Source organism: Streptomyces sp. CA-181903, assembly GCF_050937075.1.
In the GTDB taxonomy this organism is placed as follows: Bacteria; Actinomycetota; Actinomycetes; order Streptomycetales; family Streptomycetaceae; genus Streptomyces.
Window position 1 is genome coordinate 2,008,450 of the sequence record NZ_JBNJLY010000001.1, and the last position, 24,016, is coordinate 2,032,465.

Here is a 24,016-nt window from a genome sequence, read left to right on the forward strand (position 1 = left end):
CCGGGGAGCACCCCGGACCCCCTGAAACCGCGCTCCGCGCGGTTGTCCTCAAACGCCGGACGGGCTGAAATCAGCCCGTCCGGCGTTTGAGGACAAGGGGGTCTGGGGGCTTGCCCCCAGGAATCGGCGAAGGGGCGGGACCGGGGCACAGCCCGCCGCAGGCGCCTACCGCCCCGCCAACTCCCCCACCGCCCCCACAAACCGCTCGATGTGCTCGTCAGGCGTCCCGACGCCGAAGCTCACACGCACGGCCGAGCCCCCCGCAGGGAGCAGCGCCCGCACAAGGGGATGCGCGCAGAAAAGACCATCCCGCACCCCGATCCCGTACTCCCCGGACAGAGCCGCGGCGAACGCGGAACTCTCCCACCCGTCGACGACGAACGACACCACCCCCACCCGCGGCGCGTCATCCCCGAACAGGGACAGGACCCGAACCCCCGGTACCGCCGCGAGCCCCGCGCGCAACCGTGCGAGCAGCGCCTCCTCCCGCGCGGCGAGCCGCTCGAAGCCCGCCTCGGTCAGCGCCCGGCAAGCAGAGGCGACGGCATGCGCGCCGATGACGTTCGGGGACCCGGCCTCGTGCCGCGCGACCCCCTCGTCCCACTCCACGACCGGCTGCACCCCGTCGCCCTCCCGCCGCACACTGCGCGTGGCACCACCCCCCGCGAGGTACGGCTCGGCCGCCCGCAGCCAGTCCGCCCGCCCGGCCAACACCCCCGCGCCGAAAGGCGCGTACAGCTTGTGGCCGGAGAAGGCGACCCAGTCGACGTCCAGTTCGCCGATGTCCACCGCGCGGTGCGGCGCGAGCTGTGCCGCGTCGAGGACGACACGAGCGCCGTGCGCGTGCGCGGCGGCGGCGAGTTCGCGGACGGGCCACACCTCGCCGGTCACGTTGGACGCGCCCGTCACGCACACCAGCGCGGGACCGTACGGCTCCCGCGCCGCCAGCGCCCGTTCCAGCGTCTCGACGGCCTGCTCGGGGCTGCGCGGCGCGTCCAGCCAGGTGACGGGCGTCTCGCCGGTGCCGGCGCGGCGGGTCCAGGGCAGCAGGGCGGCGTGGTGCTCGGTCTCGAAGACGAACACCCGGGTGCCGGCGGGCAGGGCCGCGGCCAGGAGGTTGAGCGAGTCGGTGGTCGAGCGGGTGAAGACCACCTGGTCGTCCGCCCGGCAGCCGAGGAACGCGGCGACGGTCGCCCGGCTGTTCTCGAACAGCTCGGTGGAGAGCCGCGAGAGGTAACCGGCCCCCCGGTGCACGCTGCCGTAGTACGGCGCGTAGGCGGCGACGTCGTCCCACACCCGCTGGAGGGCGGGCGCGCTCGCCGCGTAGTCGAGGGCGGCGTAGGGGACTTCGCCGCCGCCGGCGACGGGAACGCGGACGTCCCGGCCGAGGACGGGCAGCGGCAGGGCCGGCGCGGGACCGGTGACGACGGCAGGAGCAGGGGCGGAAACGGTGGAGGACATGACGAACTCCCGTGGAAGGCAGGCCAGATCACTGCGCGGCGGCACGGCGGCGCAGGAGAAGGGGAACGTGCGGGCGCGGAGAAGGGGCTCTCGGCCCTAGCGCATTCGCTGGATCACGGAAGGAACTCCCTCGACGACCAGGATCCCTGGCGAGGGATCCGCGCTTGCCGCAGACCTCGCTGCCTGCGGCCCGGTCATCACCCGGGGCACCCCGCCACGGACGGAGGGTTGCCGGACAGCGGGCCGGGGCCTGTGTCGCTGTCACTCGTGACCTGGCGGCGAGTATGGCATAGCGGATCAGGGCGGCGAAAGCGGGGTCCGTGATACGGACGGCTTATGTCCGGGGGTGGTGCCCCGGTCCCGCCCTTTCACCGTTTCCTGCGGGAGCCGGCCCCCGCACCCCCGAAACCGCGCTCCGCGCGGTTGTCCTCAAACTCCCCCAAAGGGGGCACCCCCAACGCGCTGAAATCAGCCCGTCCGGCGTTTGAGGACGAGCGGCGAAGCCGCGACAAGCGGGGTCTGGGGCGCAGCCCCAGGAAACGGAGAAAGGGCGGGACCGGGGCACCCTCACCCCCCGTTACTGACCCGAACCCACCGCTCCAAAGCGGCCCCCGCCGCCCCGCTGTCGATCGACTCCGCCGCCCGCGCGATCCCCCCGGCGATCCGCACCGCAAGCGGCTCGTCGGACGGCTCCAGCGCCACCAGCGCCGCCGCCGAGTTCAGCAGCACCGCATCCCGCACGGGCCCCCTCTCCCCCGCCAGCACCCGCCGCGCCACATCCGCGTTGTACGACGCGTCCGCGCCGCGCAGCGCCTCCACGGGCACCAGCTCGATCCCCACGTCCCGCGGATCGAAGTGCTCCTCCCGCACCACACCGTCCCGCACGACCCACACCCGCGACGTGGCCGTGGTCGTCAGCTCGTCCAGCCCGTCGTCGCCCCGGAACACCAGCGCGGACGAGCCCCGTTCGGCGAGCACCCCGGCCAGGATGGGCGCCATCCGCGCGTCGGCGACGCCGGTGGCCTGGGCGCGGACGCGGGCCGGGTTGGTGAGCGGGCCGAGGACGTTGAAGGTGGTGCGGACGCCGAGTTCGCGGCGGGCGGCAGCGACGTGCCGCAGCGCGGGGTGGAACTTCACGGCGAAGCAGAAGGTGATGCCGGCCTCGCGGGCGACCTCCACCACCCGCTCCGGGGAGAGGTCCAGGTTGACGCCCAGCTTCTCCAGGACGTCGGAGGCCCCACTCGCGGAGGACGCGGCCCGGTTGCCGTGCTTGACGACCTTCACGCCCGTTCCCGCGACGACGATCGACGACATCGTCGAGATGTTCACCGTCTTGGCGCCGTCGCCGCCCGTACCCACGATGTCCACGCTGGGGCCGGGCACCTCGATGAGGTTGGCGTGCGCGTACATGGCCCGTACCAGGCCGGAGATCTCGGCGACCGTCTCGCCCTTGGCGCGCAGGGCCACGGCGAAGCCGGCGATCTGGGCGTCGGTGGCGGCCCCGCGCATGATGCGGTCCATGGCCCAGGCGGTGTCGTCCGCGGCCAGGTCCCGTCCGCCGAGCAGTGTCTCCAGGATGCCGGGCCAGGACCGGGACACCGTGCCGTCGCCGCCTGTCGGGGTCGCAACGTTCATGGTCCACGCTCCTGGTGGTCGGTACGGGGCCCTGTCCTCGCAGGGCACGTGCCCAGCCTAACCAGGTCCCGGGACGGCGAAGAGCCCCGTCCATGCGGTGGACGGGGCTCCTGCCGTGGCGATCAGCTGTGATCAGTCGCGATCGTATCCGGAGATCAGGGGATCAGTGGTGGCCGTGGCCGCTCGTGATCTCCTGGTACTCCTCCGCGGTGGCCTTGGGGACGAACTTGTCCTCCCCGTACATGCTCTTGGAGAGCCGGACCTTCATCTTCTGGCCCATGGACGCCTTGCGCGCGACGCCGTTCTTGTCGACCTCGGGCTCCAGCTCCAGCGGCTTCGGCTGCTCGTGCGCGGTGAGCGTGTGCAGCTGCTCCTGCGTGAGGGGCTCGTGGACCTCCACGAACTCACCGTGCGGCAGGCGCTTGATGATGCCGGACTCGCGGCCGTGCAGGACCTTCTCCCGGTCGCGCCGCTGGAGACCCATGCAGATCCGGCGGGTGGCGATGAACGACAGCACGGGGACCGCGAAGAACCCGATGCGGACGAACCAGGTGATCGCGTTGAGCGACAGGTGGAAGTGCGTGGCCCAGAGGTCGTTTCCACCGCCGATCAGCATCACGAAGTACGCGGCGATCCAGGCGACACCGAAGGCGGTGCGCGTCGGAGCGTTGCGCGGACGGTCCAGCAGGTGGTGCTCCCGCTTGTCGCCGGTCGCCCATGCCTCCAGGAACGGCCAGAAGGCGATGGCGAAGAGCACCAGCGGGAAGATGACCAGCGGGATGAACACGCCCAGGACCAGGGTGTGGCCCCAGATGTTGATCTCCCAGCCCGGCATGACGCGGATCAGACCCTCGGCGAAGCCCATGTACCAGTCGGGCTGGGCGCCGGTGGACACCTGGTCCGGCCGGTAGGGGCCGATCTCCCAGATGGGGTTGATCGTGGCGATCGCCGCGATGGCCGCGATGGCACCGAAGACGAGGAAGAAGAAGCCTCCCGCCTTGGCCATGTAGACGGGCAGCAGCGGCATGCCGACGACGTTCTTCTCGGTGCGGCCCGGACCCGGGAACTGGGTGTGCTTGTGGTAGAAGACCAGGATCAGGTGGGCCACCACGAGACCGAGCATGATGCCCGGCAGCAGCAGGATGTGGACCGAGTAGAACCGTGCCACGAAGTCCCCGCCGGGGAACTCCCCGCCGAACACGAACATCGACAGGTAGGTGCCGATGACCGGGACGGACAGGATCGCGCCGTCCACGAAGCGCACACCGGTGCCGGAGAGCAGGTCGTCCGGCAGCGAGTAACCGGTGAAGCCGGTGAACATGCCGAGGAAGAACAGCAGGAACCCGAACAGCCAGTTGATCTCACGCGGCTTGCGGAACGCGCCCGTGAAGAAGACGCGCATCATGTGCACGAACATGCCGGCGAGGAAGATCAGCGCGGCCCAGTGGTGGATCTGCCGGATGAGCAGACCACCGCGGACGTCGAAGCTGATGTGCATCGTCGAGGAGAACGCCTCGGACATCCGCTGTCCCTGGAGCGGGACGTAGGAGCCGTGGTAGACGACCTCGTTCATGCTCGGGTGGAAGAACAGCGTCAGATACACACCCGTGAGGATGATGATCAGGAAGCTGTAGAGGCAGACCTCGCCCAGCATGAAGGACCAGTGGTCCGGGAAGATCTTCCGCATGTTGACCTTGGCCAGGCTGTAGATGCCCAGCCGGCCGTCGGCCCAGTCGGCGACCCGCTCACCCGCGGGTGCCTTGCGGCCGGTCTTGCCGGCCGCCGTGGTGTCTGCAGTACTCATCCGCGCTCCCAGAAGGCAGGACCGACGGGCTCGGCGAAGTCGCCCATCGCCTCGAGGTAGCCCTTGTCATTGACCTTGATCCGCAGCTGCGGAAGGGCGTGCCCGGCCGGACCGAAGACCACGCGACCGCCGTCGGAGAGGTCGAAGGTGGACTGGTGGCACGGGCAGAGCACGTGGTGGGTCTGCTGCTCGTAGAGGCTGATCGGGCAGCCCACGTGCGTGCAGATCTTGGAGAACGCGACGATGCCGTCGACCGACCAGTCCAGTTCCTTCTTGTCCTTGATGTCCTCCGGACGGAGCCGGACGATCATCAGGGCCGCCTTGGCGATCTGGACCTGGAAGTCGTGGTCCTCCTCCGACATGCCCTGCGGCATGGCGAAGGTGAGGGAGCCGACCTGGACGTCCTCGGGACGCAGCGGCTGCATCGTGTTCTGGTTGACCAGCAGCTTGCCGGGCGCCCACTTGGACTTGCGGAGCTTGGTGCCCGGCTTGGGGCCCAGGCCGCCGAAGAGGAAGAGGGCGGAGAGCGGCATCAGCGCCAGGGCGCCGAACATCGTGTTGCGGATCAGCGGGCGACGGCCCATCGCCGACTCTTTGGCGCCCTCGGCGAAGTCGGCCATGACCTTGGCCTTGACCTCGGGGGACGCCTCGATCGGGTGGCGCTCGTCGATCCGCTCCTCGTCCGACATCAGGGTGCGGGCCCAGTGGACCGCACCCGCGCCGATGCAGAGCAGGGCCACGCCGAGGGTGAGCCCCAGCGTGAAGTTCATGGCGCTGATGTGACCGAGCGGGAACACATAGATGTTCTTGTCGATCGGGATGGCCAGGTAGGCGGCGATGAAGCCGACGGTGGCCAGCATGGACAGCGTGAACATGAACGCCACGACGCGCTCGGAGCGCCTGGCGGCCCGTTCGTCGACGTCCTGGATGCGGTGCTCGTGCGGCGGCAGGCCCGGGTCGGCGAAGGGGTCGCCCTTGACCGTCACCGCGCCCTCGCGCGTGTCGCCCTGCTTGCTCGGCAGGGTCTCTTCTGGAATGTCTTGGCTACTCATGACTTCTTGGCCTTTGCGGTCCGGGCGGCGACCCAGATGGCGAGGGCGATCAGCGCGCCGAGGCCGAAGATCCACCCGAACAGACCCTCGCTGACCGGGCCGAGCCCGCCCAGGTTGAGGCCGCCCGGGCTCTCCGACTTGCTGGTGTTGACCTCGTCGAGGTACGCGATGATGTCCTTCTTGTTCTTCTGGGACATCGTGGTGTCGGGGAAGGACGGCATGTTCTGCGGGCCGGTCTGCATGGCCTCGTAGATGTGCTTGGGGTTGACGTCCTCCAGGCTGGGCGCGAACTTGCCGTTCGACAGCGCGCCGCCCTTGCCCGTGAAGTTGTGGCACTGGGCGCAGTTCGTACGGAACAGTTCGCCGCCCTTGGCGATGTCGCCGCCGTCGGGGCTGTACTGGTCCTTCGAGGGAACCGCCGGACCCGCGCCGAGCGAGGAGATGTACGCGGCGAGCTGGTCGATCTGCGCCTGCGTGTAGACCGGCTTCTTGCGGGGCGCCTGGGCGCCCTGCTGCTGCATCGGCATACGGCCGGTGGCGACCTGGAAGTCCACGGCCGCGGAACCCACGCCGACCAGGCTCGGCCCGTCGGAGGTGCCCTGAGCGCCGGTGCCGTGGCAGCTGGCACAGCCGACGGAGTAGAGCTTCTTGCCCTCCTCGATGGCCAGGGACTGGGCGGTGTCATCGGCCTTGGCCGACTCGGCCGGCGCGAAAGCGGCGTACAGCCCCCCGGTTACCGCCAGCGCGAAGAGTAGGACGACGACCGCCGCCAGCGGATGGCGTCGTCGTGCGGAGAGCTTTTTCACGGATTACCCCGGTGTCAGGATCTTCTGCGTCGATGCTGGACTGTTGGTCCGGTGCGGGACGGGACCGATTACTTGATCAAGTAGATCGTGGCGAAGAGGCCGATCCACACCACGTCGACGAAGTGCCAGTAGTAGGAGACGACGATGGCCGCCGTCGCCTGGTGGTGGGTGAACCTCTTGGCCGCGTACGTCCTGCCCAGGACCAGCAGGAAGGCGATGAGTCCGCCCGTCACGTGCAGGCCGTGGAAGCCGGTCGTCAGGTAGAAGGCAGAGCCGTACGCGTCGGATGACAGCGAGAGGCCCGCCTCCTTGACCAGGTCGGTGTACTCGAAGATCTGGCCACCGATGAAGATGGCACCCATCACGAAGGTGATCGTGAACCAGGTGCGCAGCTTCTTCACGTCACCGCGCTCGGCCGCGAACACGCCCAGCTGACAGGTGAGCGAGGAGAGCACCAGGATCGTGGTGTTCCCCGCCGAGAACGGGACGTTCAGATGCGACGCCATATCCGACCAGTGGTCGGTGCCCGTCACCGAACGCAGGGTGAAGTACATCGCGAAGAGGGCCGCGAAGAACATCAGCTCGGAACTCAGCCAGATGATGGTTCCGACGCTGGTGAGGTTCGGTCGGTTGACCGAGGGGTGCGCGTGCCCGGTATCTACTGCTGTTGCTGTCGCCACGACCGACATTATGTCGGTCGCTTATCTCGCGCTCACTCCGGGGGGTGCCGTTCGGTGTGTCAAGGACGTGTGCCCTGCTCGTACGGCCGAATCCGACAGTCACCCGACAAGCACCGAGTCGTCCCCCGAAGGGGGGAAGGAATCCTTCCGCGGGGCTCCCGGGGCGGTGGCGCGCCGGGTGGTGACGGGCCGTCGGCGCCCGTACGGGACCGACGGGGGGTGCTCGTGGTGATCGCGCCCTCCTCCGCGGCCCCTCCCGCGGAGTAGCATCCGCGCCAGCGGTCCCCTCGTTCCACAGCTGTGCCCGAGACACCCCTGTCATGAGCGTGGAGGTAACGATGCAGCCGACGGCCACGGTGCTGGTCTACAGCGACGACGCGCGCACCCGCGAACAGGTGCGGCTGGCCGGCGGCCGGCGGCCGGCGGCGGACCTGCCGCCGGTGGAGTACCTGGAGTGCGCCACCCTCCCGGCCCTGCTGCGGACGCTGGCGGAACACCGCGTCGACGTCTGCGTCCTGGACGGCGAGACGGCCCCCGCGGGCGGCATGGGCGTCTGCCGGCAGCTCAAGGACGAGGTGTTCCGGTGCCCGCCGGTGCTGCTGCTGATGGGCCGCCCGCAGGACGCCTGGCTGGCCACCTGGAGCCGGGCGGACGCGGCGGTGACGCACCCGGTGGACCCGGTGGCCTTCCCCGCCGCGCTGGCCGGTCTGCTGCGCGACCGGACGACGGCCGCCGCGGGCGCCTGAGGGCCCGCGCGGGGGCCTCCGTCAGACGCTGGGCCGCAGCCGGGCCGCGTCCGCCGGAGTCGCCCCCTCGCGCGTCCCGGCCTCCAGGGCGCTGCCCTTGCGCCAGTCCTCCCACGACAGGTTCCAGTCGCCGAAGCCGTTGTCGAAGGGCGTCATGGTGGCGCCGGCGCTGCCGACGACCTTGACGATGTCACCCACCCGGACGGTGTCGAAGAACCATTTGGCGTTCTCGGTGGACATGCCGGTGCAGCCGTGGCTGACGTTGTCGGCCCCCTGCGAGCCGACGGACCAGGGCGCGGCGTGCACGTATTCGCCGCTCCACGTCACCCGGGTGGCCCAGTAGACGGGCAGGTCGTAGGAGTCGGCGCTGCCCTCGGCGATGCCGATGGTGTCCCCGCGCATCCGTACGAATGATTCCTGGCCGAGGATCACCTTGACCCCGTTGCGCGTGTCGTAGCCGGGTTTGCCGGTGGTGACGGGGATGGAGCGGATCTCCTGGCCGTTCTTCATGACGCTCATGTAGTGCCCGGCGGCGTCCGTGACGGCCTCCACCCGGTCGCCCGTGTCGAGGTGCAGCGGCTTGGACGGGCCGCCGTACATGCCGCCGCCGACCTTGATGCCGTCGAGGGTGGCGTGGACGTCGATGGACGCGTGGGCGGGCCAGTACTCCTTGGGGCGGTAGTGCAGGACGCGGTTGTTCACCCAGTACCAGGAGCCCTGGACGGCCGGCCGCGACTCCACCCGCAGGGTGCGCTCGACGACGGCGCGCGCGGCGGGGGTCTGGACGGGGGTGCTGAGCTCCGCGGTGATGGGCTGTCCGACGCCGTAGGTGCCGCTCTTGGGGCCGAACGCGACGGTCAGCAGCCGGGTGGCCGGGCCGGTGTCGAAACCGATCGTACGGCGGCCCTGGGCCCCGTCGTCGTCCTCGGTGCTCACCCGGACCGTGTAGTGCGCGCCGGCCGCGAGAGAGCCGGTGCTGTGCCAGGACGAGCCGTCGGGGGCCAGTTCGCCGCCCACGTAGCGGCCGGCGGCGTCGGTGGCGATGACGTCGGTGATGCGGTCGTCGCCGGTGGCCTTCACTTCGAGGGGCACGCTCGGATCGACCTTGCGGCCGTCCTCGGCGCCCTTCAGCACGACCTGTCCGGCGGCGTCGTAGGGCGCGTCGGCCAGCGGGTTGGACGAGCTGCACCCGGTGCCCCCCAGCGCCAGGGGGACCAGCAGCAGCGCGCCGCCGAGCACCGTGCGGCGTCGAGGAGAGTGGCTCATGGTCACACCGTAGGAAGAATCGCCTCCTTCGGCCCCCGGGGAGGGGCAAACGGGTGGGGCCGCGCGGTACGCCGAAGGCCGGGCCCCGCACACCGAGTGGTGTGCGGGGCCCGGCCCGTGCGACGGGGAACCTACTGGTTCTGGTTCTCGCCGCGGTAGAACTCGAACACCCAGCCGAAGAGGCCGACCGCGATCAGGGGGGCGGAGAAGTACATCAGCCACCAGCCGATCGCGATGGACGCGAAGGCGAGGGCGCCACCGACCGCCAGGGACAGCGGCTGCCAGCTGTGCGGGGCGAAGAAGCCCAGCTCACCGGCGTCGTCCGCGACGTCCGCGTTCTTGTTGTCCTGCGCTCCGGCGTCCACCCGGCGCGCGGTGAACGCCAGGTAGTAGCCGACCATGATGCACAGGCCGAAGGCGAGGAACAGCGCGGTCGTGCCCGCCGGCTCCTTCGACCACACGCCGTAGACGACGGCCATGGCCAGGATGAAGACGGAGAGCCAGATGAACATCCGGCCTTGGATCTTCACTTGCCGGCCTCCTTGCCACCCACGAGGGCCTTGTCAGCGAGGTTCTCCTCCAGCTCCAGCGCCGCGATCTCCGGGTGGTGCAGGTCGAACGCCGGGGATTCGGAGCGGATGCGGGGCAGCGTGAGGAAGTTGTGCCGCGGCGGCGGGCAGGAGGTCGCCCACTCCAGGGAGCGGCCGTAACCCCACGGGTCGTCGACCTCGACCTTCTTGCCGTACTTGGCGGTCTTCCAGACGTTGTAGAAGAACGGCAGGATCGACAGGCCGAGCAGGAACGAGCTGATGGTGGAGATGGTGTTCAGCGTGGTCCAGCCGTCGGCCGCCAGGTAGTCGGCGTACCGGCGGGGCATGCCCTCCGCGCCCAGCCAGTGCTGGACGAGGAACGTGCCGTGGAAGCCCACGAACAGCGTCCAGAAGGTGATCTTGCCGAGCCGCTCGTCCAGCATCTTGCCCGTGAACTTCGGCCACCAGAAGTGGAATCCGGCGAACATCGCGAACACCACGGTGCCGAAGATGACGTAGTGGAAGTGCGCGACGACGAAGTACGAGTCGGAGACGTGGAAGTCCATCGGGGGCGACGCCAGGATGACGCCGGTCAGACCACCGAAGGTGAAGGTGATCAGGAAGCCGACGGCCCAGAGCATCGGTGTCTCGAAGGACAGCGAGCCCTTCCACATGGTGCCGATCCAGTTGAAGAACTTCACACCGGTCGGGACCGCGATCAGGAAGGTCATGAAGGAGAAGAACGGCAGCAGCACACCGCCGGTCACGTACATGTGGTGCGCCCACACCGTCACCGAGAGGCCGGCGATGGAGATGGTGGCCGCGATCAGACCCCAGTAACCGAACATCGGCTTGCGGGAGAAGACCGGGATGACCTCGGAGATGATGCCGAAGAACGGCAGGGCGATGATGTACACCTCGGGGTGGCCGAAGAACCAGAAGAGGTGCTGCCACAGCAACGCGCCGCCGTTGGCCGCGTCGAAGATGTGGGCCCCGAACTTGCGGTCCGCCTCCAGCGCGAAGAGCGCGGCGGCCAGCACCGGGAAGGCCAGCAGGACCAGGACACCGGTCAGCAGGACGTTCCAGGTGAAGATCGGCATCCGGAACATCGTCATGCCGGGCGCGCGCATGCAGATGATCGTGGTGATGAAGTTGACCGAGCCGAGGATCGTACCGAAGCCGGAGAAGGCCAGACCCATGATCCACAGGTCACCGCCGACGCCCGGGGAGTGGGCGGCGTCGGTCAGCGGCGCGTAGGCGAACCAGCCGAAGTCGGCCGCGCCCTGCGGGGTGAGGAAGCCGGCCACGGCGATCAGCGAGCCGAACAGGTACAGCCAGTAGGCGAACATGTTCAGTCGCGGGAACGCCACGTCGGGCGCGCCGATCTGCAGCGGCATGATCCAGTTCGCGAAGCCCGCGAACAGCGGCGTCGCGAACATCAGCAGCATGATCGTGCCGTGCATCGTGAACGCCTGGTTGAACTGCTCGTTCGACATGATCTGCGTGCCGGGACGGGCGAGTTCGGCGCGCATCAGCAGCGCCATGATGCCGCCGATGCAGAAGAACACGAACGACGTGACCAGGTACAGGGTCCCGATCGTCTTGTGGTCGGTGGTGGTCAGCCACTTGATCACCTGGTTGCCTGGCGCCTTGGCGCGAACAGGCGGTGCTGCCGGGGCTGATGCGGCGGCACCCTGGGGTTCGTTGAGGATGCTCACTTGTTCTTGGTCTCCGCGTTCTTCGCGTGATCCGTCTGCGCGATGCCCGCCGGCAGGTAGCCGGTCTGCCCCTTCTCGGCCAGCTCCTTGAGGTGCTTCTGGTACCGCTCAGGAGAGACGACCTTGACGTTGAAGAGCATCCGCGAGTGGTCCTGCCCACAGAGCTCGGCGCACTTGCCCCGGAAGGTGCCCTCCCGGTTGGGGGTCACCGTGAAGCTGTTGGTGTGGCCCGGGATGACGTCCTGCTTCATCAGGAACGGCAGCACCCAGAAGGAGTGGTTGACGTCGCGGGAGGTCAGGATGAACTCGACCGTCTCTCCCTTGGGCAGCCACAGCGTGGGGCCGGGCATGCCGTTCTGCGGGTTCCGGGTGCCCGGGATGCCCGTGTCGTAGACGCCCGCCGCGTCCGCCGGAGCCTTCTTCAGGAACCGGTCGGGGATGGCGTCGAGCTCCTTGATGCCACGCAGCGCCTGGCCCGGCTTCTGGCCCTGGGCGGTCTCCATGTAGTTGAAGGCCCAGTTCCACTGGAAGCCGATCACGTTCACGACGTGCTGCGGCTTGTCCGGGTTGGCGATGAGCTTGTTCTCGTCACGGGCCGTGAAGTAGAAGAGCACCGAGACGATGATGATCGGGACCACGGTGTACAGCGCCTCGAGAGGCATGTTGTACCGGGTCTGGGTAGGAACCTCGATCTTGCTCCGGCTGCGCCGGTGGAAGATGACGCTCCAGAGGATCAGGCCCCACACCAGGACACCGACCGCGAGGGCCGCGGCCCACGAGCCCTGCCACAGGGAGAGGATCCGCGGCGCCTCCTCCGTGACGGGAGTGGGCATTCCGAGGCGGGGAAAGTCCTTCGATGTGCAACCGGTGGCGGTCGCCAGAACAGCGCCCGCGGCCAGCGCCTGCAGCAGCTTCCGCCGCACCGGGCGCCGCGACGAGCGGTCGGAGCCGTTGGGACTCACGTAGCGCCTTCCCGAGAGTCTCGCCCGCGCGGCCGGCTGCGGCCGTCTCGGTCGGTCGCCGGCCCGCTGCGGGCAGGGTTTGGATGTTTATGCGGACCAAACCCTACTGGACGCTATTTGGGGTCGCGCGGGGAGGGTGCCCAACGCGCCGGGGGCCGGTCCACAACTCACCGAAGGGATGGAACCACCGGCTCCGGGCGGGATCTGGGAGGGCGTCAGCCCTGGCCCGCGCGGCGGCCGGGCGCGCGCTAGGTTCGGTGACGTGCCCTACTTCGACGCCGCCTCCGCCGCACCCCCGCATCCCGTCGCCCGTCAGGCGCTGCTCGCCGCCCTCGACGAGGGCTGGGCCGACCCCGCCCGGCTCCACCGCGAGGGCCGGCGGGCCCGGTTGCTGCTCGACGCGGCCCGGGAGACCGCGGCCGAGGCGGTCGGCTGCCGGCCCGACGAACTCTCCTTCACCCCTTCGGGTACCCGCGCACTGCACGACGGCATCGCCGGAGCGCTCGCCGGCCGCCGCAGGACCGGCCGCCACCTGGTGGTGTCCGCGGTCGAACACTCCGCCGTCCTCCACTCGGCCGACGCCCTGGAGGCGGACGGCGGGGGCGTCACCCGGGTGGGTGTGGACCGGACCGGCCTCGTCGACCCCGCCGAGTACGCGGCGGCCCTGCGCCCCGACACCGCGCTGGCCGCCCTCCAGTCGGCCAACCACGAGACCGGCACGGAGCAGCCGGTGGCCGAGGTGGCTTCCCTCTGCCGGGCGGCCGGGGTGCCGCTGCTGGTGGACGCGGCACAGTCGCTCGGCTGGGGCCCGGTCCCGGAAGGCTGGTCACTCCTGACGGCCAGTGCGCACAAGTGGGGCGGCCCGGCGGGCGTCGGCCTGCTGGCCGTCCGCAAGGGCACCCGCTTCTCCCCGCCCGGCCCGGTGGACGAACGGGAGGCGGGCCGCGCGCCCGGCTTCCCCGCCCTCCCGGCGATCGTCGCCGCGGCGGCCTCGCTGCGGGCCGTCCGCGCCGAGGCCGACGCGGAGGCGGCCCGGCTGCGCGCCCTCGTCGACCGCGTCCGCGCCCGCGTCCCCGCCCTGGTCCCCGACGTCGAGGTCGTCGGCCATCCCGCCCGGCGCCTGCCGCACATCGTCACCTTCTCCTGCCTCTACGTCGACGGCGAGGCCCTCCTCCACGCCCTCGACCGCGAGGGCTTCTCCGTCTCCTCCGGCTCCTCCTGCACGTCCAGCACGCTGGAACCGAGCCATGTGCTGCGGGCGATGGGGGTGCTGTCGGAAGGGAACGTGCGGGTTTCGCTGCCTCGAGGGGCTCTTGAGGCGGACGTGGAGCGGTTCCTTGAGGTCCTGCCGGGGGTGGTGGAGGGGGTGCGCCGGCATCTGGGCGCCCCTGCGGAGGCACCGGCCCCGGCCGGGGGTGCGCCTGAGGTCGTCGTGGACGCGCTCGGGAAGCGGTGCCCGATTCCGGTGATCGAGCTGGCGAAGGTGTTCGACCGGGTGCCGGTCGGGGGCTTGGTGACCGTGCTGTCCGATGATGCGGCTGCGCGGCTGGATGTTCCTGCTTGGTGCGATATGCGGGGGCAGGAGTATGTGGGGGAACGGGTGGTCGAGGGTGGGGTCGGTTATACGGTGCGGCGGGTTTCGTAGGGGGGGTGTGCCCCGGTCCCTCCCCCAGAGGGGGACCCCCACTTCGCCGATTCCTGGGGGCAAGCCCCCAGACCCCCTTTTTCGCGGCTCCGCCGCTCGTCCTCAAACGCCGGACGGGCTGAGTGGGGGTGCGGGGGCTTGCCCCCGCAAGAAACGGTGAAGTGGGGGTCCCCCCTCTGGGGGAGGGACCGGGGCACAGCCCCCCGCAGAGGTCACTCCCCCAAGCGCGCCCGGATCTCGGCGGCCGCCTCGTGGCCGTAAGCCTTCGCGAACCGCTCCATGAAGTGCCCCCGCCGCAGCTCGTACTCCTGAGTACCCAGCGTCTCGATCACGAGAGTGGCCAGCATGCACCCGAGCTGAGCGGACCGCTCAAGGGACAGCTCCCAGGTCAGCCCCGCCAGGAACCCCGCGCGGAAAGCGTCGCCGACCCCCGTCGGGTCGACCTTCGCCTGCTCCTCGGCGCAGCCGACCTCGATCGCCGGCTCCCCGGCCCGCTCGATACGCACCCCGCGGGCGCCGAGCGTGGTGACGCGGGTGCCGACCTTGGCGAGGATCTCCTCGCCGGTCCAGCCGGTCTTGGACTCGATGAGCGCCTTCTCGTACTCGTTGGTGAACAGGTACGTGGCGCCCTCGACGAGCTGCCGGATGTCGTCGCCGTCCATGCGGGCGAGCTGCTGGGAGGGGTCGGCGGCGAAGGGGATGCCGCGGGTGCGGCACTCCTCCGTGTGGCGGAGCATCGCCTCGGGGTCGTCGGCGCCGATCAGCACCAGGTCGAGGCCGCCGACGCGGTCGGCGACCGGCTGGAGCTCGATGAGGCGGGCCTCGCTCATGGCACCGGTGTAGAAGGACGCGATCTGGTTGTGGTCGGTGTCCGTGGTGCAGACGAAACGGGCGGTGTGCAGGACCTCGGAGATGTGCACCGAGTCCGTGTCGACGCCGTGCCGGTCCAGCCAGGCGCGGTAGTCGGCGAAGTCCTCGCCCGCGGCGCCGACGAGGATCGGGTGCAGGCCCAGGACGCCCATGCCGAAGCAGATGTTGGGGGCCACGCCACCGCGGCGGACGTCGAGTTCGTCGACGAGGAAGGACAGGGAGACCGTGTGCAGCTGGTCCGCCACGAGCTGGTCGGCGAATCGGCCGGGGAACGTCATCAGGTGGTCGGTGGCGATGGAGCCGGTGACAGCGATACGCACGGCGAATCTGCTCCTTGCGGGGCGAGGCGGTGAAGGGCGATGGCGCTACGGGGGAAAGCGGGCCGAACAGCAAAAGGCCGTACCACGCTATCGGCTCCCGCTCGGGACACCAGTCCCGATCTCGCCACGAGCGGCTGAATTTACCTGATGACCGGCCTTTCTCCACGGCCGTGGCGGTCAGTACGGTGCCTGTATGGCGACTCCTGTGAACCACGTCACCCAGGCCACCCCGCCCGTCGCGCAGGCCGCCGCCGACGGTGACTCGCTCGCCGCGCTGCGCCGGGACTGTGCCGGGATGCTGCCGCACTGGCGGGTCGAGGCGGCCGGTGAGGCGCCCGCGCCGCGGCCGCTGCACGGGGTGTCGGTGCCGGAGCGGACGGTGCGGCTGTTGCGCGGTATGTCCGAGTACGGCGACTGAGCCCACCGCGCCGCCGGGCCGCGCCGTGGAACCGCCCGCTCCCCTGCCCCGTCCCACTGGCGCCCCACCCCGGCCGGGGCGGGGACCGGGACACCGGTGGACGCGGAGCGAAGGAGCGATGCGGTGGGCACCGAGGGCGACACCTCCGGCAAGCGGCGGCGGAAGCATGCGCCGCCGGTGGTCGCGTCGGTAGCGGCGGCCGTGCTGCTGGCCGGTGGCGGCGGCGCGTACTGGGCCGCGACGGCGGGCGGCGGTTCGTCCGGGCCCGCCGCGGAGGAGAAGGCGGTGCCACCGCCGCCGCTGGCGCTGGACGATGACGGTGGCGTCGGCGGTTCGAGCGGACCGCCGCCGGGCATCGCGGTGGGCGAGCCGGACCCCAACGGCGGCGGCACCCGCTACCGGGCCGAGGGGCGGCTGCCCGACGGCCCGGCCAGGGCCCCCGTGTACACGGCGGGCCGGGCGCCGGCCGCCGCCGACGTGGCGGCGCTGGCCCGGGCGCTGGGCGTCAAGGGCGAACCGCGGAAGGCGGACGGCGCCTGGACCGTCGGGCAGGGCGCCGAGCCGACGCTGCGGGTGGGGGCGGACACGCCGGGCGACTGGACGTACGCGCTGCACGGGATCGCCGGCGGGAAGCCGTGCGTCCACCCGCCGGGCGCCGGGCCGGAGAAGGACCGTCCGGACGACGCCCCCGCCTGCCCGAGCTTCCGGGACCGGCCCGGCGGCTCCGACCCGGCGGCGGCGCGCCCGGTGTCGGAGGAACGCGCTCGGGCGGCGGCCCGGCCGGTGCTCGCGGCCCTGGGGTTGGGCGACGCGAAGGTGGACGCGAGCCGGGTGTTCGGCGCCGTACGGACGGTCGCCGCCGACCCCGTCCTGGGCGGACTGCCCACGTACGGCCGGCAGACCGTCCTGCGGGTCGGCGCCGACGGCCGGGTGACGGACGGCGCGGGCGCGGTGGTGGCGCCGGTGAAGGGCGCGGAGTATCCGCTGGTCGGCGCGGTGCGGGCACTCGACGAGCTCAACCGGCGGGCCGGGAAGGGGGGCGTGCGCATCGGGGGCTGTGCGACGCCGGTGCCGGCGGACGAGGGGGCGGGCGGCACCCCGGGGTCGGCCTCGCCCCCGTGCTCGGGCGGCACGCTGCCGCGCGCGTCGGTGCCGATACGCGGGGCCACGTTCGCGCTGGCCGCGCGGTCGGTGGGGGGCCGTCCCGCGCTGGTGCCGTCGTGGCTGTTCGAGGCGGCGGTGCCGGGCGGCGGGAAGGCGACGGTGACGGTCGTCGAGCCGGCGGTGGACCCGGAGTACCTGTCCTCCGCGCGGGGCACGCGGCCGGCCCCGGGCGGCGGGTCCGGGCGGACGGTCCCGGCCCAGGTGACGTCGTACAGCGCCGACGGGACGCGGCTCACCCTGCACTTCTGGGGCGGGGTGTGCAGCGACTACGCGGTCTCGACGCCGGCCCAGTCGGCGGCGGCGGTGACGGTGAAGATCACGGGCGTCGCGCGGGAGCCCGGGCGGCCGTGTGTGCTGATGGCCCGGCGGTTCGACCGGAAGGTGGCGCTGGACCGGCCGCTGGACGGGCGGAAGGTGGTGGACGTGGCGACGGGCGAGCCGGTGCCGCGGGGCTGATCCGCGTCGGGGTACGTCGGGATACGGGGAAGGCGGGCGCCCCTTCGCGAGGGGTGCCCGCCTTCTTCGCGCGCGGTGCCGGTGACCGTCAGCTGAAGGAGTCGCCGCAGGCGCACGAGCCCGTGGCGTTCGGGTTGTCGATCGTGAAGCCCTGCTTCTCGATGGTGTCGACGAAGTCGATGGAGGCGCCGCCCAGGTACGGGGCGCTCATCCGGTCGGTGACGACCTTGACGCCGTCGAAGTCCTTCACGACATCGCCGTCGAGCGAGCGCTCGTCGAAGAAGAGCTGGTAGCGCAGGCCGGAGCAGCCGCCGGGCTGGACGGCGACGCGCAGCGCGAGGTCGTCCCGGCCTTCCTGCTCCAGCAGGCTCTTGACCTTCGCTGCCGCGGCGTCGGACAGGAGGATGCCGTCGCTCACAGTGGTCTTCTCGTCCTGAACGGACATCTGCTTCACTCCCGGGTTTCGTGCGGACTGCTTGCCCTCGGCTGAACCGACGGAGCCCGGGATTCATTCCGGGTCCGGCCGTGTGTTCCTGGCTTTCATGCTCGCACATCCGCCGCGCGCCCGGGAATGCGTCACATCGACGCAATGGGCATCGTCAAAGTGACACGAAGCAGTTATGATAGATAGCGTCAAATTGACGACAAGGCCGGTGCAGCTCAGTCCGGTCGTCCGCAGAACAGAAAGGGTGCGTGTCGTGACCACCGCCCAGACCCTGGATTTCCAGGACCCCGCCCCGTCGCCCCTCGCCCTGCTGCTGCTCGGCCGCGAGTCCGACCCGCGCAGCGAACGCGGCGTCGAGTGCCCCGGCGACCTGCCCGCGCCCTCCGACCCGGACCTGGTGGAGCGGGCGCGTGCCGCGAAGGCGAAGCTGGGTGACCGGGTGTTCGTCCTCGGCCACCACTACCAGCGCGACGAGGTGATCGAGTTCGCGGACGTCACCGGCGACTCCTTCAAGCTCGCCCGGGACGCGGCGGCCCGCCCCGACGCGGAGTACATCGTCTTCTGCGGCGTGCACTTCATGGCCGAGTCGGCCGACATCCTCACCACCGACGCCCAGCAGGTGGTCCTGCCGGACCTGGCCGCGGGCTGCTCGATGGCCGACATGGCCACCGCCGAGCAGGTCGCCGAGTGCTGGGACGTGCTCACCGAGGCGGGCGTGGCCGGGACCACCGTCCCCGTCTCGTACATGAACTCCTCCGCCGACATCAAGGCGTTCACCGGCAAGCACGGCGGCACCATCTGCACCTCCTCCAACGCGGAGCGGGCGCTGAAGTGGGCGTTCGAGCAGGGCGAGAAGGTCCTCTTCCTCCCGGACCAGCACCTGGGCCGCAACACCGCCGTCCGGGACCTCGGCATGTCCCTCGACGACTGCGTCCTCTACAACCCGCACAAGCCGAACGGCGGCCTCACCGCCGAGGAGCTGCGCGGCGCGAAGATGATCCTCTGGCGGGGCCACTGCTCCGTCCACGGCCGCTTCTCGCTGGACTCCGTCCGCGAGGTGCGCGAGCGCATCCCCGGCGTCAACGTGCTCGTGCACCCCGAGTGCAAGCACGAGGTCGTGGCCGCCGCCGACTACGTCGGCTCCACGGAGTACATCATCAAGACCCTGGAGGCCGCCCCGGCCGGGTCGAAGTGGGCCATCGGCACGGAACTCAACCTGGTCCGCCGGCTGGCGAACCGTTTCGCCGCGGAGGGCAAGGAGATCGTCTTCCTCGACCGAACGGTGTGCTTCTGCTCCACCATGAACCGGATCGACCTGCCGCATCTGGTGTGGGCGCTGGAGTCGCTCGCCGAGGGGAAGGTCGTGAACCGGATCGAGGTGGATCCGGAGGTGGCGGCGTTCTCGAAGCTGGCGCTGGAGCGGATGCTCGCGCTGCCGTAGGCAGCGGTTTTCCGGGTTTTCGCGGCTTCGCCGCTCGTCCTCAAACGCCGGACGGGCTGAACAGTCAGCCCGTCCGGCGTTTGAGGACAACCGCGCGAAGCGCGGTTTCGGGGGGCGCGGGGGCCCTCCCCCGCAAGAAACGGTGAAAGGGCGGGGCTGGGGCCTACTCCCCCGAGGCCGCACCAGCCCCGTCTCGTACGCGATCACGACGAGCTGCGCCCGGTCCCGCGCCCCCAGCTTCGCCATCGCCCGATTGACATGCGTCTTCACCGTCAACGGGCTGACAGCCAGCCGCTCCCCTATCTCGTCGTTCGACAACCCACCCGCCACCTGCACCAGAACCTCCCGCTCCCGCCCCGTCAAGGCGTCCAGCGCCTCCGCCCCCGCCGGGCCGGCCCGCCGCCGTGGAAGCCGCCGCCCTGGGCGAGGAACGTGGCGATGAGCCCCTTCGTCGCCGCGGGCGACAGCAGCGCCTCGCCGGCCGCGGCGATGCGGATGGCGGCGAGCAGTTCCTCGGGCTCGGCGCCCTTGCCGAGGAAGCCGGAGGCGCCGGCGTGCAGGGACTGCACCACGTAGTCGTCGACCTCGAAGGTCGTGAGCATCACCACCCGTACCCCGTCGAGCGTCGGGTCCGAGCAGATCTCGCGGGTGGCGGCGAGGCCGTCGACGCCGGGCATCCGGATGTCCATGAGCACCACGTCGGGGCGTACCTCGCGGGCCAGGCGCACCGCCTCGGCGCCGTCCGCCGCCTCGCCGACCACGCGCATGCCGGGTTCGGAGTCGACGAGCACCCGGAAGGCGCTGCGCAGCAGGGCCTGGTCGTCGGCGAGGAGAACGCTGATGGAGGACTCGTCCGTCATGGGGGTCAGCGTAGGCGCCGGGCGCCGGCGGGGACGGGCAGCCGGACGCGGACGCGGAAGCCGGCCGTGCCCTGCCGGGGTCCGGTCTCGATGGTGCCGCCGAGTGCGGTCACCCGCTCCCGCATGCCGACGAGCCCGTGGCCGCCGGCCGGCCCGTCGTCACCCGGGACGCCGTCCTCCGGACCGTCGTCCAGGACGGTGAGCACCAGGCTCCCGGGGGCCCGCAGTATGACGACCTCGGCACGGGCCCCGGGCCCGGCGTGCTTGTGCACGTTGGTCAGCGCCTCCTGGAGGACCCGGTACGCGGTGAGGTCGACGGCGGCCGGCAGCGCGCCGGCGACGGACGCGGCGGGGTCCTCGTCGCCTGCCCCCGACGCGTCGGCCGGGGCGCCGGTCACGGTGACGGCCACCCGCAGTCCGGCGCGGGTGAAGCCGTCCACGAGCTGGTCGAAGGCGCCCATGCCGGGGGCCGGCTCGGTCGGCGCCTCCGGGTCGCCGTACTGGCGCAACAGGCCGACGGTGGCCCGGAGTTCGTCCAGCGCGGACCGGCTGGCCTCCCGGACGTGGGCCAGGGCCTGCTTCGCCTGGTCCGGGCGGCTGTCCATCACGTGCGAGGCCACCCCGGCCTGGACGTTGACCAGCGCGATGTGGTGGGCGACGACGTCGTGCAGCTCACGGGCGATGCGCAGCCGCTCCTCGGCGACCCGGCGGCGCGCCTCCTCCTCCCGGGAGCACTCGGCACGCAGCGCGCGCTCCTCGATCGCGGCGATGTAGGCGCGCCGGCTGCGGACCGCGTCACCCGCGGCGGCGGCCATGCCGGCCCAGGCGAGCATCCCCACGTTCTCCTGCGCGTACCAGGGCGGCGGGCCCAGCAGCATCACCGCGCCGGTGAGGGCGGTGATCGTCACCGCTGCGATGCGGAGGGCCGCGGCGCGCTCGGTGCGGGAGACGACGGTGTAGAGCGCCACGATCGCCGACAGCGCGACCTGGATGCGCGGCACCCCGTCCCCGGCGTCCGCGGCGCCCACCGCGGTGAGGACGGACGTCACCACCAGGACCGTGCGCGGCGCGCGGCGCCGGACGGCGAGGGCCGCGGCGGCGAGGACGGCGCAGGTGACGAAGAGGGGGGAGAGGGGTGGGCGGCCACCCGGTGGCCGACGAAGACGCTTCCGATCATCAGGGCGAGGACGGTCGCGGCGACGGCCGCGTCGGCGGCCGTCGGGTGCGCGCGGAGCCGGCCGCGGACGGCGGGGGTGGTCATCGGTCCCCTCGGGGCGGAAGTGTTGCCGACACGGTGCGCCTGCGGCGGGCTGTGCCCCGGTCCCGCCCCTTCGCCGATTCCTGGGGCTGCGCCCCAGACCCCGCTTGTCGCGGCTTCGCCGCTCGTCCTCAAACGCCGGACGGGCTGACTGTTCAGCCCGTTGGGGGTGCCCCCTCTGGGGGAGTTTGAGGACAGCGCCCGCAGGGCGCTTCGGGGGTGCGGGGGCTTGCCCCCGCAAGAAACGGTAAAAGGGCGGGACCGGGGCACACCCCCCGCAGGGGTCACCCAGGGATGAGCCCGTCGTCGCTCAGCATCGCCCGCACCTCGGCGAGCGACGCCTCGGGCGCGGGCAGGATCAGCTCGGAGGGCTCAAGAGCGTCATCCGGCAGCGGACTCCCCAGCCGCCGCACCGCATCGAGCAGAGCCCCGAGCGTCCGCCGGAACCCCTCCTCGTCCCCGCTCTCCATCTCATCGAGCAGTTCGTCGTCCAACACGTTGAGCTCGGCGAAGTGGCTGTCGGCCAGCTTCCACTGGCCCTCCCCCATGATGCGAACGATCACGGCGCCTCCTCTCGTTCCGCGGCCCGCGTCAGCGCTTGTGGAAGTCGGGCCGGTCCTGCGGCTGGGCGGACTGGGAGGCGGCGCCGCCCTCGATGGCCGGCTTGGCGCTGCCGCCGGAGAGCTCGGCCTTCATCCGCTGGAGCTCCAGCTCGACGTCCGAGCCGCTGGACAGGCGGTCCAGCTCGGCCGTGATGTCGTCCTTCGCCATGCCGGTGGGGTCGTCGAGGGCGCCGGAGGCGAGGAGCTCGTCGATGGCGCCGGCCCGGGCCTGGAGCTGGGCCGTCTTGTCCTCGGCGCGCTGGATGGCCATGCCGACGTCGCCCATCTCCTCCGAGATGCCGGAGAACGCCTCGCCGATGCGGGTCTGGGCCTGGGCGGCGGTGTAGGTGGCCTTGATGGTCTCCTTCTTGGTGCGGAAGGCGTCGACCTTGGCCTGGAGCCGCTGGGAGGCGAGCGTGAGCTTCTCCTCCTCGCCCTGGAGCGTCCTGTGCTGCGTCTCCAGGTCGCTGACCTGCTGCTGGAGGGCGGACCGCCGGGTCAGCGCCTCCCGGGCGAGGTCCTCGCGGCCGAGGGCGAGGGCCTTGCGGCCCTGCTCCTCCAGCTTCGCGGACTGCCCCTGGAGCTGGGTGAGCTGGAGCTCCAGGCGCTTGCGGGAGGTGGCCACGTCGGCCACGCCCCGGCGCACCTTCTGCAGCAGCTCGACCTGCTTCTGGTACGAGTAGTCGAGGGTCTCGCGCGGATCCTCGGCCCGGTCCAGGGCCTTGTTGGCCTTCGCGCGGAAAATCATCCCCATACGCTTCATGACACCGCTCATGGGCCTCGCGCGCCCCCTTCTGACCGACTAGCTCGGGCTTCGGCTCCATCACACCTACAGAACCCACAGTACGGGGCCTGTCCCCATTACCGCACTGTCCGGACCCGGATGCGCTCCTCCTGCAGGACGATCAGGGGGGCGCCTTCCTCCGGCAGGAGGAGGAGACCGCCCACCGGGTGGGGTCAGGGGCGACCGCAGGCGGGGCGTCCCGCGGAGGCCATCCTGGGATCATTCCCCAGAACGCTGGGGTCCACCCCCCGGACCCCGTACCCTTGGGTCCCGTGTTCCGAAGCCGTTCGAAGGAAGAGCAGTCCGCCAAGGCCGCCGACGCCAAGGTGACCGCGGACCAGCCCCAGCAGCCCCGTCATCCGGAGGCCCCCAAGGGCCGCCCCACGCCCAAGCGCAGCCAGGCCGCGGCCCAGCGCCGCAGCCTGGCCGGCACGCCGGCCAACCGCAAGGAGGCCGCGAAGCGGCAGCGCGAGACCCGTCGGACCGACATGGCCCGGCAGCGGGAGGCGCTGGCCAACGGCGACGAGCGGTTCCTGCCCGTCCGTGACAAGGGGCCCGTCCGGCGCTTCGCGCGGGACTTCGTGGACTCCCGGTTCACCGTCATGGAGTTCTTCCTGCCGCTCGCGGTGGTCATCCTCGTCATGAGCATGTTCAACCGCGGGAAGTTCCAGCAGTACGTGCTGCTGGCGTGGATGGTCGTCATCCTGGTGATCGTCCTCAACTCGGTCGTCCTCGCGGTCGGCCTGCGCAAGGGGCTCAAGGAGCGCTTCGCCGGCGAGAACACCCGGGGCGCCGTCCCGTACGCCCTGATGCGCTCCCTGCAGATGCGGCGGCTGCGGCTGCCCAAGCCGAAGGTCGCGCGCGGGGAGAAGCCCTGAGCGGCTCCCCGTGGGGCCCGGCCGGCACGCTGTCGGACGGGCCCGAAGTGGTACCGGGGCCGGTGTCCGGCCCCGCGCCCGGGGCGGAGTCCTGGGCGACGCCCGGCGCGTACCCCGGCGCGAGGCCGGCGGAGTACGCCGGGGTGGCCTACGGGACGTACCCCGGCGCCCCCGACGGCGTGTTCGGTGCCGCACCCCCGATGGCCTCCGGGTCG

At 71.4% G+C, this 24,016-nt stretch carries 22 protein-coding genes, 1 pseudogene and 1 riboswitch; of the genes and pseudogenes, 6 read left to right on the forward strand and 17 right to left on the reverse strand.

Features of this window, described 5'->3' with window-relative positions; translation table 11 throughout:
- Positions 1 to 165: 165 nt before the first annotated feature.
- The 6 genes from ACQEVS_RS08760 to ctaE form a co-directional block, all read right to left on the reverse strand.
- On the reverse strand, positions 166 to 1,461 hold the full coding sequence (locus ACQEVS_RS08760) for an aminotransferase class V-fold PLP-dependent enzyme (protein WP_433017536.1): 1,296 nt from the start codon (positions 1,459 to 1,461) through the stop codon (positions 166 to 168).
- Positions 1,462 to 1,616: 155 nt separating this feature from the next.
- A riboswitch (SAM riboswitch) is annotated at positions 1,617 to 1,734 on the reverse strand.
- Between the two features lie 294 nt (positions 1,735 to 2,028).
- On the reverse strand, positions 2,029 to 3,096 hold the full coding sequence (gene trpD / locus ACQEVS_RS08765) for an anthranilate phosphoribosyltransferase (protein ID WP_433017539.1): 1,068 nt from the start codon (positions 3,094 to 3,096) through the stop codon (positions 2,029 to 2,031).
- 163 nt (positions 3,097 to 3,259) lie between these two features.
- A complete protein-coding gene (gene qcrB / locus ACQEVS_RS08770; RefSeq protein ID WP_433017542.1) occupies positions 3,260 to 4,900 on the reverse strand; it encodes a cytochrome bc1 complex cytochrome b subunit in 1,641 nt (546 codons plus the stop codon).
- Positions 4,897 to 5,952: a cytochrome bc1 complex Rieske iron-sulfur subunit gene (gene qcrA, locus ACQEVS_RS08775; RefSeq protein ID WP_433017545.1), complete on the reverse strand. Its 1,056-nt coding sequence runs from the start codon at positions 5,950 to 5,952 to the stop codon at positions 4,897 to 4,899. The genes qcrB and qcrA overlap by 4 nt, the downstream gene beginning before the upstream one ends.
- On the reverse strand, positions 5,949 to 6,758 hold the full coding sequence (qcrC, locus tag ACQEVS_RS08780) for a cytochrome bc1 complex diheme cytochrome c subunit (RefSeq protein WP_433017548.1): 810 nt from the start codon (positions 6,756 to 6,758) through the stop codon (positions 5,949 to 5,951). The genes qcrA and qcrC overlap by 4 nt, the downstream gene beginning before the upstream one ends.
- Before the next feature lie 68 nt (positions 6,759 to 6,826).
- Positions 6,827 to 7,447, reverse strand: a complete 621-nt coding sequence (gene ctaE / locus ACQEVS_RS08785; protein WP_398276117.1) for an aa3-type cytochrome oxidase subunit III — start codon at positions 7,445 to 7,447, stop codon at positions 6,827 to 6,829.
- A 329-nt stretch (positions 7,448 to 7,776) separates the two neighbouring features.
- Here ctaE and ACQEVS_RS08790 point away from each other — a divergent pair, with 329 nt between their 5' ends.
- Positions 7,777 to 8,184, forward strand: coding sequence for a hypothetical protein (locus ACQEVS_RS08790; RefSeq protein WP_433027393.1), 408 nt, complete (start codon positions 7,777 to 7,779; stop codon positions 8,182 to 8,184).
- A gap of 21 nt (positions 8,185 to 8,205) precedes the next feature.
- On the opposite strand, the gene ACQEVS_RS08795 is transcribed toward ACQEVS_RS08790, so the two are convergent.
- The 4 genes from ACQEVS_RS08795 to ctaC all read right to left on the reverse strand — a co-directional run bounded on the left by ACQEVS_RS08795 (position 8,206) and on the right by ctaC (position 12,660).
- Positions 8,206 to 9,450: an Ig-like domain-containing protein gene (locus ACQEVS_RS08795; RefSeq protein ID WP_433017552.1), complete on the reverse strand. Its 1,245-nt coding sequence runs from the start codon at positions 9,448 to 9,450 to the stop codon at positions 8,206 to 8,208.
- A 131-nt stretch (positions 9,451 to 9,581) separates the two neighbouring features.
- Complete coding sequence (locus ACQEVS_RS08800; protein ID WP_004954088.1) at positions 9,582 to 9,980, reverse strand: cytochrome c oxidase subunit 4; 399 nt, start codon at positions 9,978 to 9,980, stop codon at positions 9,582 to 9,584.
- On the reverse strand, positions 9,977 to 11,698 hold the full coding sequence (gene ctaD / locus ACQEVS_RS08805) for an aa3-type cytochrome oxidase subunit I (protein ID WP_398276124.1): 1,722 nt from the start codon (positions 11,696 to 11,698) through the stop codon (positions 9,977 to 9,979). Before ctaD ends, ACQEVS_RS08800 begins: the two co-directional genes overlap by 4 nt.
- A complete protein-coding gene (gene ctaC, locus ACQEVS_RS08810; protein ID WP_433017557.1) occupies positions 11,695 to 12,660 on the reverse strand; it encodes an aa3-type cytochrome oxidase subunit II in 966 nt (321 codons plus the stop codon). Before ctaC ends, ctaD begins: the two co-directional genes overlap by 4 nt.
- 262 nt (positions 12,661 to 12,922) lie before the next feature.
- Between ctaC and ACQEVS_RS08815 the strand changes: the two genes are divergently transcribed.
- The gene (locus tag ACQEVS_RS08815; RefSeq protein WP_433017560.1) at positions 12,923 to 14,305 is read left to right on the forward strand and encodes a cysteine desulfurase/sulfurtransferase TusA family protein; all 1,383 of its coding nucleotides are present in this window, start codon (positions 12,923 to 12,925) and stop codon (positions 14,303 to 14,305) included.
- 212 nt (positions 14,306 to 14,517) lie between these two features.
- Here the strand turns inward: ACQEVS_RS08815 and ACQEVS_RS08820 are convergent, their stop codons facing one another.
- Positions 14,518 to 15,495, reverse strand: a complete 978-nt coding sequence (locus ACQEVS_RS08820; protein WP_433017563.1) for a carbohydrate kinase family protein — start codon at positions 15,493 to 15,495, stop codon at positions 14,518 to 14,520.
- Between the two features lie 193 nt (positions 15,496 to 15,688).
- On the opposite strand from ACQEVS_RS08820, the gene ACQEVS_RS08825 reads away from it, so the two are divergent.
- Both ACQEVS_RS08825 and ACQEVS_RS08830 read left to right on the forward strand, forming a co-directional pair.
- Complete coding sequence (locus ACQEVS_RS08825) at positions 15,689 to 15,913, forward strand: hypothetical protein (protein WP_433017566.1); 225 nt, start codon at positions 15,689 to 15,691, stop codon at positions 15,911 to 15,913.
- A gap of 123 nt (positions 15,914 to 16,036) precedes the next feature.
- The gene (locus tag ACQEVS_RS08830; protein ID WP_433017569.1) at positions 16,037 to 17,533 is read left to right on the forward strand and encodes a hypothetical protein; all 1,497 of its coding nucleotides are present in this window, start codon (positions 16,037 to 16,039) and stop codon (positions 17,531 to 17,533) included.
- Between the two features lie 88 nt (positions 17,534 to 17,621).
- On the opposite strand, the gene erpA is transcribed toward ACQEVS_RS08830, so the two are convergent.
- Positions 17,622 to 17,978, reverse strand: coding sequence for an iron-sulfur cluster insertion protein ErpA (gene erpA, locus ACQEVS_RS08835; RefSeq protein WP_004946545.1), 357 nt, complete (start codon positions 17,976 to 17,978; stop codon positions 17,622 to 17,624).
- A gap of 253 nt (positions 17,979 to 18,231) precedes the next feature.
- Between erpA and nadA the strand changes: the two genes are divergently transcribed.
- The gene (gene nadA, locus ACQEVS_RS08840; protein WP_433017574.1) at positions 18,232 to 19,419 is read left to right on the forward strand and encodes a quinolinate synthase NadA; all 1,188 of its coding nucleotides are present in this window, start codon (positions 18,232 to 18,234) and stop codon (positions 19,417 to 19,419) included.
- Positions 19,420 to 19,590: 171 nt separating this feature from the next.
- On the opposite strand, the pseudogene ACQEVS_RS08845 reads toward nadA, so the two are convergent.
- The 5 genes and pseudogenes from ACQEVS_RS08845 to ACQEVS_RS08865 form a co-directional block, all read right to left on the reverse strand.
- A pseudogene (locus ACQEVS_RS08845) lies at positions 19,591 to 20,279 on the reverse strand (response regulator); the annotation flags it as partial.
- 5 nt (positions 20,280 to 20,284) lie between these two features.
- The gene (locus tag ACQEVS_RS08850) at positions 20,285 to 21,328 is read right to left on the reverse strand and encodes a sensor histidine kinase (RefSeq protein WP_433017576.1); all 1,044 of its coding nucleotides are present in this window, start codon (positions 21,326 to 21,328) and stop codon (positions 20,285 to 20,287) included.
- Entirely contained in the window at positions 21,325 to 21,540 is a 216-nt protein-coding gene (locus ACQEVS_RS08855; protein WP_433017579.1) for a hypothetical protein, read from the reverse strand. Before ACQEVS_RS08855 ends, ACQEVS_RS08850 begins: the two co-directional genes overlap by 4 nt.
- A gap of 281 nt (positions 21,541 to 21,821) precedes the next feature.
- Complete coding sequence (pspAA, locus tag ACQEVS_RS08860) at positions 21,822 to 22,100, reverse strand: PspA-associated protein PspAA (protein WP_433017582.1); 279 nt, start codon at positions 22,098 to 22,100, stop codon at positions 21,822 to 21,824.
- 28 nt (positions 22,101 to 22,128) lie between these two features.
- Positions 22,129 to 22,914: a PspA/IM30 family protein gene (locus tag ACQEVS_RS08865; protein ID WP_433017585.1), complete on the reverse strand. Its 786-nt coding sequence runs from the start codon at positions 22,912 to 22,914 to the stop codon at positions 22,129 to 22,131.
- A gap of 281 nt (positions 22,915 to 23,195) precedes the next feature.
- Between ACQEVS_RS08865 and ACQEVS_RS08870 the strand changes: the two genes are divergently transcribed.
- Complete coding sequence (locus ACQEVS_RS08870) at positions 23,196 to 23,801, forward strand: DUF3043 domain-containing protein (protein WP_433017588.1); 606 nt, start codon at positions 23,196 to 23,198, stop codon at positions 23,799 to 23,801.
- The last annotated feature ends 215 nt before the right edge of the window (positions 23,802 to 24,016 follow it).

Excerpts from the sequence above, each read along its gene's own strand:
- ACQEVS_RS08825 (WP_433017566.1), top strand. The coding sequence starts at position 15,689 with ATGGCGACTCCTGTGAACCACGTCACCCAGGCCACCCCGCCCGTCGCG.
- ctaE (WP_398276117.1), bottom strand. The coding sequence starts at position 7,447 with ATGTCGGTCGTGGCGACAGCAACAGCAGTAGATACCGGGCACGCGCAC.
- qcrA (WP_433017545.1), bottom strand. The coding sequence starts at position 5,952 with ATGAGTAGCCAAGACATTCCAGAAGAGACCCTGCCGAGCAAGCAGGGC.
- qcrB (WP_433017542.1), bottom strand. The coding sequence starts at position 4,900 with ATGAGTACTGCAGACACCACGGCGGCCGGCAAGACCGGCCGCAAGGCA.
- ACQEVS_RS08795 (WP_433017552.1), bottom strand. The coding sequence starts at position 9,450 with ATGAGCCACTCTCCTCGACGCCGCACGGTGCTCGGCGGCGCGCTGCTG.
- ACQEVS_RS08865 (WP_433017585.1), bottom strand. The coding sequence starts at position 22,914 with ATGAGCGGTGTCATGAAGCGTATGGGGATGATTTTCCGCGCGAAGGCC.
- ACQEVS_RS08760 (WP_433017536.1), bottom strand. The coding sequence starts at position 1,461 with ATGTCCTCCACCGTTTCCGCCCCTGCTCCTGCCGTCGTCACCGGTCCC.
- erpA (WP_004946545.1), bottom strand. The coding sequence starts at position 17,978 with ATGTCCGTTCAGGACGAGAAGACCACTGTGAGCGACGGCATCCTCCTG.
- trpD (WP_433017539.1), bottom strand. The coding sequence starts at position 3,096 with ATGAACGTTGCGACCCCGACAGGCGGCGACGGCACGGTGTCCCGGTCC.
- ACQEVS_RS08855 (WP_433017579.1), bottom strand. The coding sequence starts at position 21,540 with ATGACCACCCCCGCCGTCCGCGGCCGGCTCCGCGCGCACCCGACGGCC.
- ACQEVS_RS08790 (WP_433027393.1), top strand. The coding sequence starts at position 7,777 with ATGCAGCCGACGGCCACGGTGCTGGTCTACAGCGACGACGCGCGCACC.